This window comes from Ornithinimicrobium tianjinense (assembly GCF_014636495.1).
Lineage (GTDB): Bacteria > Actinomycetota > Actinomycetes > Actinomycetales > Dermatophilaceae > Ornithinicoccus > Ornithinicoccus tianjinensis.
This window is the reverse complement of the sequence record NZ_BMEM01000001.1, coordinates 573,480-587,915: the sequence shown is the minus strand read 5'-3', so window position 1 is coordinate 587,915 and position 14,436 is coordinate 573,480. Positions and strand designations below refer to the sequence as shown.

Sequence of the window (14,436 nt, the reverse complement as noted above, 5' to 3'; positions counted from 1 at the left end):
TCCCTCTCTAGGAGACCACCGTGCAGTACTTCCTCAACGGCTACCGTCCCGGGGACCCGCACGTCCGCCCGCCTGCGGAGGGGCGGGCCGAGCAGGCTGGGCTGCCCGAGGAGGTCGACGTCCTGATCGTCGGCACCGGCCCTGCCGGCCTCCTGCTGGCGGCACAGCTCTCGGAGTTCCCGGACATCACGACGCGGGTCGTGGAGAAGGCGGACGGGCCGCTGCAGGTCGGGCGCGCGGACGGCGTCAGCTGCCGCACGGTCGAGACCTTCGAGACCTTCGGGCTCGCCGACCGGATGATGGCCGAGGCCTACTGGGTCAACGAGACCCGCTTCTGGGGTCCCCGGCCGGGCGGAGGGCTGCAGCGATTCGGCCGGCTCCAGGACGTGCGCGACGGCCTCTCCGAGTTCCCCCACCTGATCATGAACCAGGCGCGGCTGCTCGACTTCCTCCTCGAGCACATGCAGGGCTCCCCCAGCAGGCTTTCCGTGGACTACGGGCTCGAGGCCCTCGGCGTCGACGTTCCGGACGAGAACACTCTGCCCGTGACCGTCACCCTGCGCGGCACCGAGGACGGCGTCGAGCGCCGGGTGCGCGCCCGGTATGTCGTGGGCTGCGACGGCGCGCACAGCGTGGTCCGCGGGTCGATCGGCCGCCGCGCCGAGGGCCACGGCGCCGACAAGGCCTGGGGCGTGATGGATCTGCTCGCCGTCACCGACTTCCCGGACATCCGCTTCAAGGCGACCATCCAGACCGCGGACGGCGGCAACATCCTGCTCATCCCCCGCGAGGGCGGCTACCTGGTCCGGCTCTACGTCGACATGGGCCAGGTCGAGCCCGGGGTGCGGCTCACCGAGGAGGACGTCCTGGCCCGGGCCCGCGACGTCCTCGCCCCCTACACCCTCGACGTCCACGAGGTCGCCTGGTTCTCGGTCTACCGGGTCGGTCACCGGGTCACCGACAAGTTCGACGACGTGTCACCGGAGCAGGTCGGCACCCGCCGGCCCCGCGTGTTCATCGCGGGCGACGCCTGCCACACCCACACCGCCAAGGCGGGGCAGGGCATGAACGTCTCCATGCAGGACACCTTCAACCTGGGATGGAAGCTGGTCCAGGTGCTGCAGGGACGCAGCCCCGAGACCCTGCTGGACACCTACTCCGCCGAGCGTCGGGTCATCGCCCAAGACCTCATCGCGATGGACCAGCGCTGGTCGGCCGCGATCGGCGGAGCCGGCCGTGTCGACTCGGACGACCCCGACGTCGTCCGCGCGGCGTTCGCCGAGGTGCAGCGGCAGTTCATCGTCAACGGCGAGTTCACCGCCGGTATGGCGACGCACTACTCCCCGTCGCTCCTCACCGGGGACGACACCCACCTCGGGCTCGCCACCGGCTTCCCGCCGGGCCGCCGTTTCCACTCGGCCCCCGTGGTGCGCCTGGCCGACGCCCGTCCCCTGCAGCTGGGTCACGTGCACCGTGCGGACGCCCGCTGGCGCCTCTACGCCTTCGCCGACGCGGTCGACCCGCGCGAGAGCGGATCGAGGCTGCGCGCGCTCATGGACGTGCTGGCCGACGACGACAGCCCGGTCCGGCGGTTCACCCCCGCCGGCTGGGACCAGGACGCGGTGCTCGACGTGCGGGCCGTGGTCCAGCAGTCCGGCGCCGAGCTCGACTGGGTCCAGATGCACGAGTTCCTGCGGCCGCGCAAGGGGCGGTTCGGCCTGCTCGACCACGAGAAGGTCTTCACCCCCGAGCCCGGGCACGGCCGGGACATCTTCGACCTGCGTGGGATCGACCGCGGCCGGGGAGCGCTGGTCGTCGTGCGTCCGGACCAGTACGTCGCCCAGGTGCTCCCCCTCGACGCGTATGCCGCCCTGGACGACTTCTTCGCCGGCCTCCTCATCCCGCAGCGCTGACCACCGGTCGGTCCCGCCCTGCGACCACCCCGGTGGCCGCGAGGGCCACGGCCGCCGCGCCCAGGAACAGCAGGGGCCAGGTCCAGCCGCCGGTGCCGGCGCGGAGGGCCCCGAGGAGGACCGGACCGCCGGCGCCCACGGCATACCCGACCATCTGGCCCATGGCGGACAGACTGCGGGCGGTGCTCGTGTCCACCGACCGCAGCACGACCAGGCTGAAGGCCAGCGCGATCCCGACCCCCTGTGCCACGCCGCCGACCGCGCACCACAGCAGCCAGACCTGCGGTGCCGCCAGCAGACCCGCGAGCATGACGCCCCAGCCGCCGGCCAGGAGCAGCGCCAGCCAGGACTGGGTGGGCCGGCGACGCGCCAGCAGGGGCACGAGCAGCGAGCCCGGGATGCCGAGCAGCTGGAACAGCGACAGCGCCACGCCCGCCCCGGCGGTGCCCAGGCCGGCCTCCTCCTGGAGGAGCAGGGGGAGCCAGGAGGTCAGGGCGTAGTAGAGGGCGGACTGGAAGCCGAGCAGCAGCGCCACGGCCCACGCTGTCGACTGTCGCCAGACGGGGCGGCGGGACCCCGTCGACCGGCCCGGCCGCTGGGCGTCATCGCCTGCCGGCCCGGGGCGGCCCAGCTCGGCGCGGAAGGCGAGGCCCCAGGTTCCCAGCGCCAGTACCGCCAGGACGCCCCCGGCTGCCAGCGCCGCCCGCCACCCCAGCCACGCGGCGAGTGGCGCGGTGGTCGCGGCGGTGAGCGCCGCACCGCCCGCCAGCATCGAGGTGTAGAGGGCCATCACCGAGGTCGTGCGACTCTCGAAGTCACGCTTGACGACCACCGGGAGCAGGACGTTGCCGAAGGTCATCGCGACACCGGCGACGACCGTCCCCACGAGCAGGATGGCCGTCCCGTCGACGGGTCGCAGCACCAGGGCCCCCGCGAGGATCGCGAGCGACCACCCGATGGCCGGTGCCGGGCCGAGCAGCCGGCCGACCCACGCCGCGAGCGGCGCAGCCCCGGCGAAGCACAGCACGGGCAGGGTGGTGAGCAGCCCGGCCGTCGTCGGGGTGAGGTGCAGGTCCGCGGTCATGGGGCCGAGGACCGGGCCGACCGCCGCGATCGGCCCGCGCAGGTTGAGCGCGACGAGGACGACCGCCACGAGCGCCCAGAGCGCCGAGACTCCCGGCCCGACCTGCTTCACCGAGCGCATGGAGTGGTTGCGCTCAGCCCCACCGAGCGCGTGGAGTGGTTGCGCGCAGCCTCACTGAGCGCGTGGAGTGGTTGCCGCCAGGGTGACCGGACGCGTCGAGTGGTTGACCCCACGATCCGCTCTACTTCTCCCCCTCGAAGGTGTGCGCGAGGACCCAGGACGGGAACGAAGTGATCTTGGCGTCGATCACCAGCGGACGGTCCCTAGGGCCGTCGACCCAGTCCCGCACGCCCTCCAGGTCCGCGGTCGACCGCACCGTGACGGCCTCGCAGCCGAAGCCGCGGGCGATCGCCGCGATGTCTGTCGGGGGGAACACGACGGTCCCCAGGGCGTAATGGTCGTCCTCGAAGTGGTGCACCTCGGCACCGTAGGCGTCGTCGTTGTAGACGAGCACCACGAGGGGCAGCCGCAGGCGCACCGCGGTGTCGAGCTCGGTGAGGCTCATCATCAGCCCGCCGTCCCCGACGCCGGCCACAGCCACCCGGTCGGGCAGCGCCAGCGCCGCGCCGATCGCCGCGCCCAGCGACAGCCCGATCGACTGGAAGGCCAGCGGTAGGACGAAGCCGCGCGCATCGGGCACCGTGAGGAACATCGAGGGGTAGCCGTTGAAGTTTCCGCCGTCGGGCACCACCACCCGCTCCGCGGGGAGGATGTCGTCCAGCGCCACGGAGAGGGTGCGCGGGTCGATCAGCTCCTCCGTGCCGGTGTCCTCGTAGGGCACCTGGCGCCAGCGGCCCTCCGCCCCGATCCGCGCGCGCACCTCCGGGGTCCGGTACCCCGCGTCCGACCGTCGGTCCAGGATCGCCGCGGCCTGTGCGGCGACGGCGGCCGCGTCACCGACCACGGCGTGGTCCGGCGCGTGGTGGAAGCCGATCGCCTCCGGGTCGGCGTCGACGACGACGACGGTCGCGTCCGCCAGCAGCCGCCCGGACCGGCTGGTCCACCGGTTGAGACTGGCCCCGAAGGCGACGAGGACGTCGGCGTCGCCGATGAGCTCGGCCGCTAACGGCGTCGCGAACCCGCCCATGACGTCGAGGTACCAGGGGTCACCCTCGAACAACCCCCGGGCCACCGCGGAGGTGGTCAGCAGCGCTCCGGACGCCTCGGCGAGCTGGGCCAGCTCGCTCCTGGCGTCGAGCGCCCCGCGGCCCCCGACGATGACCGGGCGTCTGGCCGTCCTGAGCAGCTCGGCCACCAGCGCGGCCCCCGATTCGTTCTCCCCAGCACCCTTCACCTCGTAGCCCAGCGGAAGCGGCGCGTCGTCGGCGAGTTCGAGCAGCTCCTCCTGGACGTCCAGCGGCAGGTTGAGCACCACGGTCTGCCGTCCGTCACGGGCCTTGCGGTAGGCGCGCACGGTGTCGAGGACGGCCGTCGCCGCGGAGTGCACTCTCTCGACCTCCACCCCGAGCCCCGCGAGCGTGGCCTCCTGGTCGATCCAGAAGTTGCTCGTCCGTGCCGTCGGCGGTGTCTCACCGGTGAGGACGAGCATGGGCGTGCCGGACTTGGACGCCTCCGTGATCGAGGTGAGCGCGTTGGTGAGGCCGCAGCCCTGGTGCAGGCTCAGGACCGTCACCTCGCCCGTGACCCGGGCGAACGCGTCGGCCATCATGCCGGCCCCGGACTCGTGCCGGGCCGCGACATACCTGGCGCCCGCCCGGACCAGCGTGGTCGTGACCACGTAGTTGCCGCTGCCCACGACGCCGAAGACCTGCCTCAGCCCGAGGCGGTAGAGCACCTTCCCGACGACCTCGGCGACAGTGGAGCCGGAGCCCGCGTGTGCAGTCATGCGGCTCAGACCTCCTTCTGGGTGACGCCGGCGGCGATCTGGGCGGGGACGATGCCGGCCTTGGCGAGCTGGATCTGCTCGTAGATGTGGTGGCGCAGGTCGGCGAACTGCTTGGTGGAACGGGTCTCCAGCTGGGAGCGCTCGTCAGGCAGGTCGATGTGAACGTCCTCCTGGACCACGGTCGGGGAGGAGGAGAGGATGATGACGCGCTCGCCGAGGTAGACCGACTCGTCGATGTCATGGGTGACGAACAGGACCGTGACGCCCAGGCGGTGCCAGATGTCGCGGACCAGGTCCTCCAGGTCGGCGCGGGTCTGGGCGTCGACCGCGGCGAACGGCTCGTCCATGAGCAGGATGTGCGGCTCGTAGGCCACCGCGCGGGCGATCGCGACGCGCTGCTGCATACCTCCGGACAGCTGCCAGGGGTAGCGCCTGTGGGCGTGCGCGAGCCCGACGGCCTCGAGCGCCTCGTCGATCCGCCGGGCCCGCTCGGCCGCGGGGACGCGGGCGTTCTTCAGCGGCAGCTCGACGTTGCCGCGCACGGTCAGCCAGGGGAAGAGGGAGCGGCCGTACTCCTGGAACACCACGGCCATCGTCCGAGGCGGGCCGGAGACCGGTTCACCCTCGAGGATCACCTGGCCGCTGGTGGGCTCGAGCAGCCCGGCGATGATCTTCAGCAGGGTGGTCTTGCCAGCGCCCGAGGGACCCACGATGCAGGCCAGCTCGCCACGGCGCACGTCGAAGGTCAGGTCCCGCACGGCCTCGACCGGGCCGGCGGCGCTGGGGTAGATCTTGCGCACGCCGCGCACCGAGAGCAGGACCTCCTGCCGTTCCTCCCGCGCGGTCGGCGCGGTGGGGGCGCTGGGGGCAGCGGCGCCGGGCGCGGCGGGCTGGCCCGTGGGGCTGGGGGTGGTCTCACTCACTCTGCTCAACCTCTTTCAGACCGTGGTACCAGCGCAGCACGCGCCGCTCCACGAAGGAGTAGATGCCGGCTAGCAGCACACCGATCAGGCCGAGCAGCACGATGCCGCTCCACATCTCGGTGACCGCGAAGGACCGCTGGAACTGCACGATGGTGAACCCCAGGCCCGAGCTGGAGGCGAACATCTCCGAGATGACCATGAGGATCAGCCCGATGGACAGGGCCTGCCGGATGCCGGTCATGAAGTTCGGGCTCGCCGCGGGCAGGGTCAGCATCGTGATCCGCGACGTACCGTGGATCCCGTAGGACTTGGCGGTGTCGGAGAGGACCTCGTCGATGCCGCGCACGCCCTCGATCGTGTTCAGCAGCACCGGCCAGACGGCGCCGGACACGATGACCAGCACCTTCATCGTGTCGTTGACCCCGACCAGCACCATGAGGATCGGCACCAGCACCGGCGGGGGGATGGCGCGGAAGAACTCCAGCACCGGCTCGGACAGGCGGCGCAGCACCCGGGAGGACCCGATCGCCAGACCGCCCAGGATCCCCAGGGCGATCGCCAGCACGAGCCCGACCGCGAGCCGGGTCAGGGAGGGCACGACGTCGTCCATGAACCGCGGGCCGATCCACACCTCCCGAAAGGTGCTCACCAGCTCGCCGGGCCGGGGCACCCAGAAGCTGTCCGACCCCAGGGTCAGCAGCCACCACAGCGCCACCAGCGCCGCCGGCAGCGCCACCACGTAGAACACGCTGCGCAGCGCCCTCACGAGGCCACCTCCGCCCGCACCGACGGGTGCCAGGACAGGGCCCGGCGCTCCACCGCGCGGAAGACGACGTTGATCAGCACCCCGAGCAGGCCGGTCGCGATGACCAGGGCATACATCGGGGCGGTCGCACCGCCGGACTGCGCCAGCGCGATCTCCCGGCCCAGGCCCGGGTTGCCGATCACCAGCTCGGCGGTCACGGCCAGGATCAGCGCGACCGCCGCCCCGAGCCGCAGCCCGGTCATCAGGTAGGGCAGGACGGTGGGCCACACCACGTGCCGCACCCGCGCCAGGTAGCCCAGCCCGAAGGAGCGAGCCGTGTTCCGGGCGACCGGGTCCACGTCCGCCACCCCGTACAGCACCTGGATCAGCACCTGCCAGAACGCGGCATACACGATCAGCATCAGCTTGGACTCCAGGTCGAAGCCGAACAGCAGCACCGCCAGCGGGATCAGCGCCACCGAGGGCACCGGCCGCAGGAACTCGATCGTGGAGTGCGTCAACCGGCGCAGCACGCCCGACCCGCCGATCACCAGCCCGATCACCAGCGCCGCCGACGCCGCGAACGCCAGACCAAGCCCCCAGCCGCGCAGGGTGTCCCACACTGCGAGCCAGAAGTCCACGAACGTCAGGTTCCGCGCGAAGATGCCCAGCGTCTCGCTCGGCGGCGGGAGGTACTTCGCCGGCACCAGGCCCAGCGCCGGCACCAGCTCCCACACGCCCAGGAACAGCAGCGTCCCCGCCACCCCCAGCACGACCGGCGGCCACGACAGCAGCCGGTCGTGCAGGGAGCGTCCGCGCGCCGGTGCCCCGGCGCGCGCGACGTCGTCCGTGGACGAGCTCACGGCAGCAGCGCGTCCAGGTCGGGCGCCTTGTCGAGGCTGCCGTACTTCACCGCGGCCTCGCCGAGCTTCTGCATCGCCTCGCGGTTGAAGTCGGCGCGGTAGCGCGGGAGGGTCATCGCGGCGCGGGCCTCCTCGGGCATCTTGGTGTAGGTGCCGACGATGTCGCGCACCTCCTCGGGGTTCTCCGCTGCGTACTCCAGCGACTTCGTCATCGCCGCCGTGAAGGCGTCGACGAGCTCCTTGTCCTCCTCGAAGGTCTCCATCGTGGTGAAGTAACCCGCGATGTCCAGCTCGGGGTCGAACTCGGCGAAGTTGTTGGCCACGAGCTTGGCGCCCGCGTCCATCGCCCCGGTCTTGAACGGGTCCAGGACCCAGGCCGCGTCCACCTGGCCGCGCTCGATGGCGGCCGGCATGTCCGGGAAGGCGATCTCGACGAACTCGATGGTCGACGGGTCGCCGCCGTCGGCCTCGACGATGGTCCGGATGGTGGTGTCGCCGATGTTGTTGAGGTTGTTCACCGCGACGGTCTTGCCGGCGAGGTCGCCGGCGCTCTCGATGTCCGAGTCGCCGGGCGCGAGCACGGCACCGACGTCGGGGTCCTCGCCGGTGGTGGCCAGTCCGTTGGTGAGGTACTTCAGCGGCAGTCCCTGGTCGGCGGCCACCATCACGGACACGGTGTTGCCGAAGGCGACGTCGAAGGAGCCGCTGACGACGCCGGGGACGGCGGCCGCGCCGCCGCTGGTCTCGACGATCTCCAGGTCGAGCCCCTCCTCCTCGAAGAAGCCCTTGGCGTCACCGAGGTAGATCGGGGCGGTGTCGACGATCGGGATGACGCCGACCTTGATCGAGCGGAGCTCGCCGTCTCCGGCCGCCTCCGACTGCGCACCGTTGTCGGTGGCTCCCCCCGCAGGGGCGTCGGAGGACGGCGAGCCGGAGCTGCACGAGGTCAGCAGCGCCGCGGTCATGGCCGCGGTCACGAGGGCGAGTGAGCGCTTCATGGTTGTCTCCTTTGTATGGCGTGGCCCTGGGGCCGTGATGGGGGGTCAGCTGGTCAGGGGGCAGGTGGTCAGGGTCAGGTGGTCAGGTGTGCTCGGGCCAGCCGGTGTATCCCTCGGCGAGATACCGCCGGCCGGACTCGGACTGGACGAGCGAGGTGAGCTCGCCGACCTGGCGGGCGGCGTCGAAGGCGGCGAACTCGCCGGGCAGGGTGTGCAGCATCGTGCTCATCCAGTAGGAGAAGTGCTGGGCCTTCCACACCCGCTCGAGCGCGCGGGGCGAGTACTCGTCGAGCGCGGCTGTCTCGCCGTCGTTGACCGCCCGGCCCAGCACCTCGGCCAGGACCTTGACGTCCATGAGCGCGAGGTTGAGCCCCTTGGCGCCGGTCGGGGGGACGGTGTGCGCGGCGTCGCCTGCCAGGAAGAGGTTGCCGTGCCGCATCGGCTCGAGCACGAAGGAGCGGAAGCGCAGCACGACCTTCTCGGTGATCGGCCCCTTGGCCAGGGAGAAGCCCTCGAGCGCGGTGCGTCGGTCCAGCTCGGTCCAGACGCGCTCGTCGCTCCACGCCGTCGGGTCCTCGTCGGGGTCGCACTGGAAGTACATCCGCTGCAGGACCTCGCTGCGCTGGGAGATGAGCGCGAACCCGTGCGGGCTGTGCGCGTAGATGAGCTCCGGCGCGCTCATCGGCGCCTGCGTCATGATCCCGAACCACGCGAAGGGGTACTCCCGGAAGTGGTGCACCCCGACGTCGTCGGGCACCTCGCCGCGGCACATCGAGCGTGACCCGTCCGCACCGACGAGGTAGTCGCAGCTCACCTCGTGGCGCTGCCCGGCGGCGTCGGTGAAGGACATCGTCGGAAGCGCGCTGATCACACCCGCCACCGCGGGGTCGGTCACGCCGAAGTGCACCGTCCCGCCGTCCCGCTCGCGGGCGTCTGCGAGGTCGATGAACACGTCGGTCTGCGGGTAGAGCCACACCGCCTCGCCGACCAGGGCATCGAAGTCGATCCGGTGCCCCTCGCCGCCGAAGCGCAGCTCGATGCCCTCATGGCGCGACCCGTCGCGCAGCACGCGGTCGCTCACCCCGGTGTCGGTGAGGAGCCGGACGCTGCCCGCCTCGAGGATCCCGGCACGCTGCGTGGTCTCGATGGTCTCCCGGGTCCTGGTGTCGATGACGACCGACTCGATCCCCTGCCGCTGCAGCAGGTGCGAGAGCATGAGGCCCGCGGGGCCGCCGCCGACGACGCCGACCGTCGTGCGGCTGCGGTGGATGTCGTGCTCAGTCATGGGTGGGGTGACTTCCTTGTCGGGGGGAGGTATGGCGTGGGGTCGGCTCAGTGGGACATGGCCAGCTCTTCCTCGACCCGGGCGGCGCCCCGCTGGAGCACGTCCGCCACGGCGACCGGCTCGTGGGGCGTGCGGCCGTCGTGGACCGGCATCGAGCAGTTCATCGCGGCCACGACCCGGCCGTCCTCGCGGATCGGCACGGCGACGCTGCGCAGCCCGAGCGAGAGCTGCTGGTCGCACACGGCATACCCCTGCTCGCGCACCCGGGCCAGCTCGGCACGGAGGACCTGGGGGTCGGTGACCGTGTAGACGGTGATCGGCTCCAGCACCGTCGTGTCGAGGTAGCGATCCAGCTCGTCCTCGGTCAGCCCGGCGAGGAGCACCAGGCCCATGGAGGTCGCGTAGGCCGGGAAGCGGGTGCCCACGGGGATGGCGGTGGCCATGATCCGGTGCGTCTGCACGCGCGCGACGTAGAGCACGTCGGACCCGTCGAGGACGCTCACGGAGGTCGACTCCCCCAGCGTCGTGGATAGGTCCTTGAGGTGGGGCTGGGCGATCTCGGACAGGGGCAGGCCGGAGAGGAAGGCGTAGCCCAGGCGCATCACCCGGGGCGTGAGCGCGAAGCGCTGGTCCTCCTGGTGGACGTAGCCGAGGGTGAGCAGGGTGTGCAGGAATCGCCGCGCGGTGGCCCGGTTGAGTCCGGTCCGCTGGGCGACCTGGCTCAGCGTCAGGCTCCGGTGCTGGCTGTCGAAGGCCGTGATCACGTCCAGGCCCCGGGCCAGCGACTGGACGAACTCCCCGCCGCGCCCCTCACCCTGCTCGGTCACCGCGCTCACTCCTGCGGCTCCTCGTCGAGCACCTGCTGGGCGATGCCGAAGGCGTGGTTGGCGGCCGGCACCCCCAGGTAGATCGCCGACTGCAGGAGCACCTCGGCGATCTCCTCGCGACTGAGGCCGTTGCGGCGGGCGGCGCGCACGTGCATCTCCAGCTCGCCCCAGTGACCGTGGGCGATGAGCGCGGTGAGGGTGATCGCGCTGCGCATCCGTCGGTCGAGACCGGGACGGGTCCAGATCTCCCCCCAGGCGTAGCGGGTGATGAGGTCCTGGAACTCGTGGGTGAGGGCGCTCTTGCGCGCCTCGGCGCGGTCGACGTGCGCGTCGGAGAGCACCTCGCGGCGCACCCGCATGCCCGCCGCGTGGGTCTGGCTCGACGTCCGGCCCTGCTGGGGTATGCCGTGCAGCCAGTCCGCGAGCACCTCGCCGACCTCGGTCGGCGACTCCGCCGGGGCGAGGTGAGCGGCGTCCTCGACGACGACGAGCTGGGCCCCGGGCACGGCTGCGGCGAGCGCCTCGCCGGCCTCAGGGGTGCAGACCGCGTCGTGGCGACCGGCGATCACCAGCACCGGCACGTCGATGCCGGCGAGCCCCGGCCGCAGGTCGGCGGCGGCGAGCGCCTCGCAGACCCGCGCGTAGGAGTTCTTGTCCGCGTGCTGGAGGGTGGTCAGCAGACCCGTCGTGACCGCCGGCTCGCGCTCGACGAAGCCGGGCGCGAACCAGCGCTGCACCGACCCGGACACCATGACCGGCGTGCCGGCCCGGCGGACGAGGTCGGCCCGCTCGTGCCAGCCCTCCGGGGTCCCGACCCTGGCGTCGGAGCAGATGACCGAGACCGCGGTGACCGGGGCGGACCCGGTGGCCAGCGCGAGGCCCACGACCCCACCGACGCTCACGCCGGCGTAGGCGAACGCCTGCCCTGGGCGCACCGACCCCGCGAGCTGCACGACGGCCGCGGCGAGGTCCTCGACGGTGAACGGCTCGTCCACCGGGGCGCCGTGACCGTGACCGGGCAGGTCCCAGCCGAGCACGTCCACGTCACCGCGACCCGCGACCACCTGGGCGCAGGTGTCCCAGAGGGCCACCACGCCGGTGCCGAGCGAGGGGCCGACGACCAGCAGGTCGCGCCCTCGGTCGGGCGTCAGCCAGGTGCCCCGCAGCGTCAGGTCGGTCATCGGTCTCCCCTCCAGCGCCCCACCGCGGAGTCGGCCAGGGCGGCCGCGCTCCCGAGGTAGGAGCTCACGTCGTCGTCGGTGTCCCGTCCGGTCCTGGCCGCCAGCCCCCGAGGCTCGGACAGCAGCGCCTCGGCGGCCGCGTCGGCCCGCGCCGACATCGCCGCGACGTCGACCTGCAGCCCCGTCACCAGCTCCCGGCTCGTGACGGCGGTCGAGGCGGCGAGCACCATGAGCCGCTGCAGCGTGGGCCACTCCGCGTGCCAGGCGCCGTCGGAGCGCTCGTCGACGGCGAGCGCGGCGCACTGGTGCAGCACGCCCGCGAGCGGACCGGCCTGGACCGCCGCGGAGCGCACGAGGACGGACAGCACCGGGTTGCGCTTGTGCGGCATCGTCGAGGACCCGCCCCGCCCCTCGGCCCGGCCCTCGGCGACCTCGGCGACCTCGGGGCGCGCCAGGCTCAGCACGTCGGTCGCGAGGTGCCCGAGCGTGGACAGCACGGCGGCGAGGACGTCGCCGACGCGGGTGACCGGGCGGCGCCGCGTGTGCCACGGCAGGTCCGGCCAGGTGAGACGGAGCTCCTCCGCCCAGGCCCGGCCCAGCTCCTCACCCGCGCCCCCGGCCACCAGGTGGTATGCCGCGCGCGTCCCCGCTGCACCGCCCGCCTGGACCGGCAGGCCGGCCCGGACCGCGCGGATCTCCTCGAGGCCGTCCTGCACCGACGTCAGCCACTGCGCTGCCTTGAGCCCGAAGGTGATCGGCACCGCGTGCTGGGTCAGCGTGCGCCCGACCATCACCGTGCCCCGGTGCGCCTCCACGAGTCCGGCGAGCGCGTCACCGGCGGCCGTGAGCTCGTCGGCGACCAGCTCCAGGACGTCACGGGCGACGAGCATCAGCGCGCTGTCGAGGACGTCCTGGCTGGTCAGCCCGACGTGCACCCAGCGCCCGTCGGAGCCCGCCCGCTCGCGCAGGTCGGCGACCAACGGAATGACGGGGTTGCCACCGTCCGCGCCGCGCCCCGCGACGGACGCCAGGTCGACCGGGCTCGCCTGGAGCGAGGAGCGCAGCGCGGCGCCGAGGCCCGCCGGCGCGATGCCCGCGCGGCCGAGGACGTCGACCCAGGCCACCTCCGCCCGGACCAGGGCGGCGAGGACCGCGGGGTCGCCGGCGACGGCATACCCCGGGGCGGAGCCCGGCTCGAGAAGGTGGGTGTCGGACGTCATTTCGAGCGGCTCAGGCGTCGTGGCGCGGGTAGGTGAGGAAGGCGGTCTCGCCCTCGCCCTGGAGCCGGATGTCGAAGCGGAGCGAGCCGTCGTCCTCGGCCACGGCGACGAGGGTCGCGCGGTCGGCCTCGTCGAGGGAGGACAGCAGCGGGTCGGCCGCCAGGGCCGCGTCATCGCCGGGAAGGTAGGCGCGGGTGAAGAGCCGGTTGAGCAGACCGCGCGCGAAGACGACCACCGCGAAGAACGGCGCCGCCCCGTCGACCGGGCCCGGGACGACGGTGGTGAAGGAGTAGGTGCCCGCGCGGGTGGTGGGGCAGCGGCCCCAGCCGCTCCACGTCATCCCGTCCCGGGCGAGCGTGCCCTCCTGGCCGTGCACGCGACCGTCCGCGCCGGCCTGGCTGATCTCGAGGATGGCGTCGGGGACCGGGTCGCCCGCGCCGTCGTACACCGTGCCGTGGAGGCGGACGGCCCCGGGCGTCGACGGCGGGACGAGCTCGTGGCCGCGCTCGTAGGGCAGCGCGAAGCCGAAGAACGGGCCGACGGTCTGGCCCGGTGTCGGGACGAGGTCGCCCGCGGCGGTGTGGACCTGCGTGTGCTCGCTCATCAGTGCTCGCCCTCCTCGGGCTCCATCGGGGTGCTGTGCGTCCCCGTCAGGACGATGTCCCAGCGGTAGCCGAGCAGCCACTCGTGCTCGGAGACGTCGTGGTCGTAGACGGAGACGAGGCGGTCTCGGGCCCGCTGGTCGGTGATCGCCTGGTAGATCGGGTCGAGCGGCAGGAGCGGGTCCCCGGGGAAGTACATCTGGGTCACCATGCGCTGGGTGAACTCGCTGCCGAAGAGGGAGAAGTGCACGTGGGCCGGGCGCCAGGCGTTGCGGTGGTTCTTCCACGGGTAGGGGCCGGGCTTGATGGTGACGAAGTCGTAGCTGCCGTCGGCGCCGGTGATGGTCCGCCCGACCCCCGTGAAGTGCGGGTCGAGCGGGGCCGGGTGCGCGTCGCGCTTGTGGACGTAGCGCCCGGCGGCGTTGGCCTGCCAGATCTCGACCAGCTGGCCCGCGACCGGACGGCCGTCGCCGTCGAGCACGCGGCCGGTGATCCGGATCCGCTCCCCGACCGGCTCACCGGCGGGGTGCAGCGTCAGGTCGGACTCGATCGGGTCGACGTCGCGGTGGCCGAAGACCGGCGAGAAGAGCTCCACGCCCTCGGGGTCGGCGTGCCGGAGGTCCTTGGTGGGGTGGCGCAGCTCGGAGCTGCGGTAGGGCCGGAAGTCGACGGCCGGCTGGACCAGCCCGGGTCGCGCGGCGGCGTGACGTCGCGAGATCTCCTCGGAGATCTCGCTCTGCTCCGCGATCGGCACGTCCAGCGGCGAGGGTGCCGGGGCGAAGACCTCGTCGTCGGACGGTTCTCGCACGGTGTCATCGGTGAGCGCCATGCAGGGACCCTAGCGAGGCGTTCGCATCTTGACCAGACGTTCGCCAGACGAACAAGTGTG

13 protein-coding genes are annotated in these 14,436 nt (G+C 72.7%); 1 reads left to right on the top strand and 12 read right to left on the bottom strand.

Annotation, left to right across the window (positions count from 1 at the left end; genetic code table 11):
- Nucleotides 1-20: 20 nt before the first annotated feature.
- Nucleotides 21-1,913, top strand: a complete 1,893-nt coding sequence (locus tag IEV65_RS02795) for an FAD-dependent monooxygenase (protein WP_188428073.1) — start codon at nucleotides 21-23, stop codon at nucleotides 1,911-1,913.
- On the opposite strand, the gene IEV65_RS02790 is transcribed toward IEV65_RS02795, so the two are convergent.
- From IEV65_RS02790 to pcaH, 12 genes are all read right to left on the bottom strand, one after another.
- Nucleotides 1,897-3,108 (bottom strand): MFS transporter, encoded by a 1,212-nt coding sequence (locus tag IEV65_RS02790; RefSeq protein WP_188428072.1) that lies wholly within the window; start codon nucleotides 3,106-3,108, stop codon nucleotides 1,897-1,899. The two genes, IEV65_RS02795 and IEV65_RS02790, sit on opposite strands and share 17 nt — an antisense overlap.
- 130 nt (nucleotides 3,109-3,238) lie before the next feature.
- Nucleotides 3,239-4,903, bottom strand: coding sequence for a thiamine pyrophosphate-binding protein (locus tag IEV65_RS02785; protein WP_188428071.1), 1,665 nt, complete (start codon nucleotides 4,901-4,903; stop codon nucleotides 3,239-3,241).
- Nucleotides 4,904-4,908: 5 nt separating this feature from the next.
- Nucleotides 4,909-5,721, bottom strand: a complete 813-nt coding sequence (locus IEV65_RS02780; RefSeq protein ID WP_188429403.1) for an ABC transporter ATP-binding protein — start codon at nucleotides 5,719-5,721, stop codon at nucleotides 4,909-4,911.
- Between the two features lie 97 nt (nucleotides 5,722-5,818).
- Entirely contained in the window at nucleotides 5,819-6,592 is a 774-nt protein-coding gene (locus IEV65_RS02775) for an ABC transporter permease (protein ID WP_188428070.1), read from the bottom strand.
- Nucleotides 6,589-7,434: an ABC transporter permease gene (locus tag IEV65_RS02770; protein WP_188428069.1), complete on the bottom strand. Its 846-nt coding sequence runs from the start codon at nucleotides 7,432-7,434 to the stop codon at nucleotides 6,589-6,591. Before IEV65_RS02770 ends, IEV65_RS02775 begins: the two co-directional genes overlap by 4 nt.
- Nucleotides 7,431-8,432 (bottom strand): ABC transporter substrate-binding protein, encoded by a 1,002-nt coding sequence (locus IEV65_RS02765; protein ID WP_188428068.1) that lies wholly within the window; start codon nucleotides 8,430-8,432, stop codon nucleotides 7,431-7,433. Before IEV65_RS02765 ends, IEV65_RS02770 begins: the two co-directional genes overlap by 4 nt.
- 82 nt (nucleotides 8,433-8,514) lie before the next feature.
- Nucleotides 8,515-9,717, bottom strand: coding sequence for a 4-hydroxybenzoate 3-monooxygenase (locus tag IEV65_RS02760; protein WP_188428067.1), 1,203 nt, complete (start codon nucleotides 9,715-9,717; stop codon nucleotides 8,515-8,517).
- A 47-nt stretch (nucleotides 9,718-9,764) separates the two neighbouring features.
- A complete protein-coding gene (locus tag IEV65_RS02755; protein WP_229734817.1) occupies nucleotides 9,765-10,553 on the bottom strand; it encodes an IclR family transcriptional regulator domain-containing protein in 789 nt (262 codons plus the stop codon).
- Nucleotides 10,550-11,725: a bifunctional 3-oxoadipate enol-lactonase/4-carboxymuconolactone decarboxylase PcaDC gene (gene pcaDC / locus IEV65_RS15885; protein ID WP_188428066.1), complete on the bottom strand. Its 1,176-nt coding sequence runs from the start codon at nucleotides 11,723-11,725 to the stop codon at nucleotides 10,550-10,552. Before pcaDC ends, IEV65_RS02755 begins: the two co-directional genes overlap by 4 nt.
- Nucleotides 11,722-12,945 (bottom strand): lyase family protein, encoded by a 1,224-nt coding sequence (locus IEV65_RS02745; protein ID WP_188428065.1) that lies wholly within the window; start codon nucleotides 12,943-12,945, stop codon nucleotides 11,722-11,724. The genes pcaDC and IEV65_RS02745 overlap by 4 nt, the downstream gene beginning before the upstream one ends.
- 10 nt (nucleotides 12,946-12,955) lie before the next feature.
- Nucleotides 12,956-13,549 carry a protocatechuate 3,4-dioxygenase subunit alpha gene (pcaG, locus tag IEV65_RS02740; RefSeq protein ID WP_188428064.1) on the bottom strand — a complete coding sequence of 198 codons (594 nt, stop codon included), beginning with the start codon at nucleotides 13,547-13,549 and terminating at the stop codon, nucleotides 12,956-12,958.
- Entirely contained in the window at nucleotides 13,549-14,376 is an 828-nt protein-coding gene (pcaH, locus tag IEV65_RS02735; protein ID WP_188428063.1) for a protocatechuate 3,4-dioxygenase subunit beta, read from the bottom strand. The genes pcaG and pcaH overlap by 1 nt, the downstream gene beginning before the upstream one ends.
- Nucleotides 14,377-14,436: the final 60 nt, after the last annotated feature.

Bases quoted from the DNA above. Each gene is read 5' to 3' on its own strand.
- IEV65_RS02785 (WP_188428071.1), bottom strand. From the start codon at position 4,903: ATGACTGCACACGCGGGCTCCGGCTCCACTGTCGCCGAGGTCGTCGGG.
- IEV65_RS02765 (WP_188428068.1), bottom strand. From the start codon at position 8,432: ATGAAGCGCTCACTCGCCCTCGTGACCGCGGCCATGACCGCGGCGCTG.
- IEV65_RS02760 (WP_188428067.1), bottom strand. From the start codon at position 9,717: ATGACTGAGCACGACATCCACCGCAGCCGCACGACGGTCGGCGTCGTC.
- pcaDC (WP_188428066.1), bottom strand. From the start codon at position 11,725: ATGACCGACCTGACGCTGCGGGGCACCTGGCTGACGCCCGACCGAGGG.
- IEV65_RS02745 (WP_188428065.1), bottom strand. From the start codon at position 12,945: ATGACGTCCGACACCCACCTTCTCGAGCCGGGCTCCGCCCCGGGGTAT.
- pcaG (WP_188428064.1), bottom strand. From the start codon at position 13,549: ATGAGCGAGCACACGCAGGTCCACACCGCCGCGGGCGACCTCGTCCCG.
- pcaH (WP_188428063.1), bottom strand. From the start codon at position 14,376: ATGGCGCTCACCGATGACACCGTGCGAGAACCGTCCGACGACGAGGTC.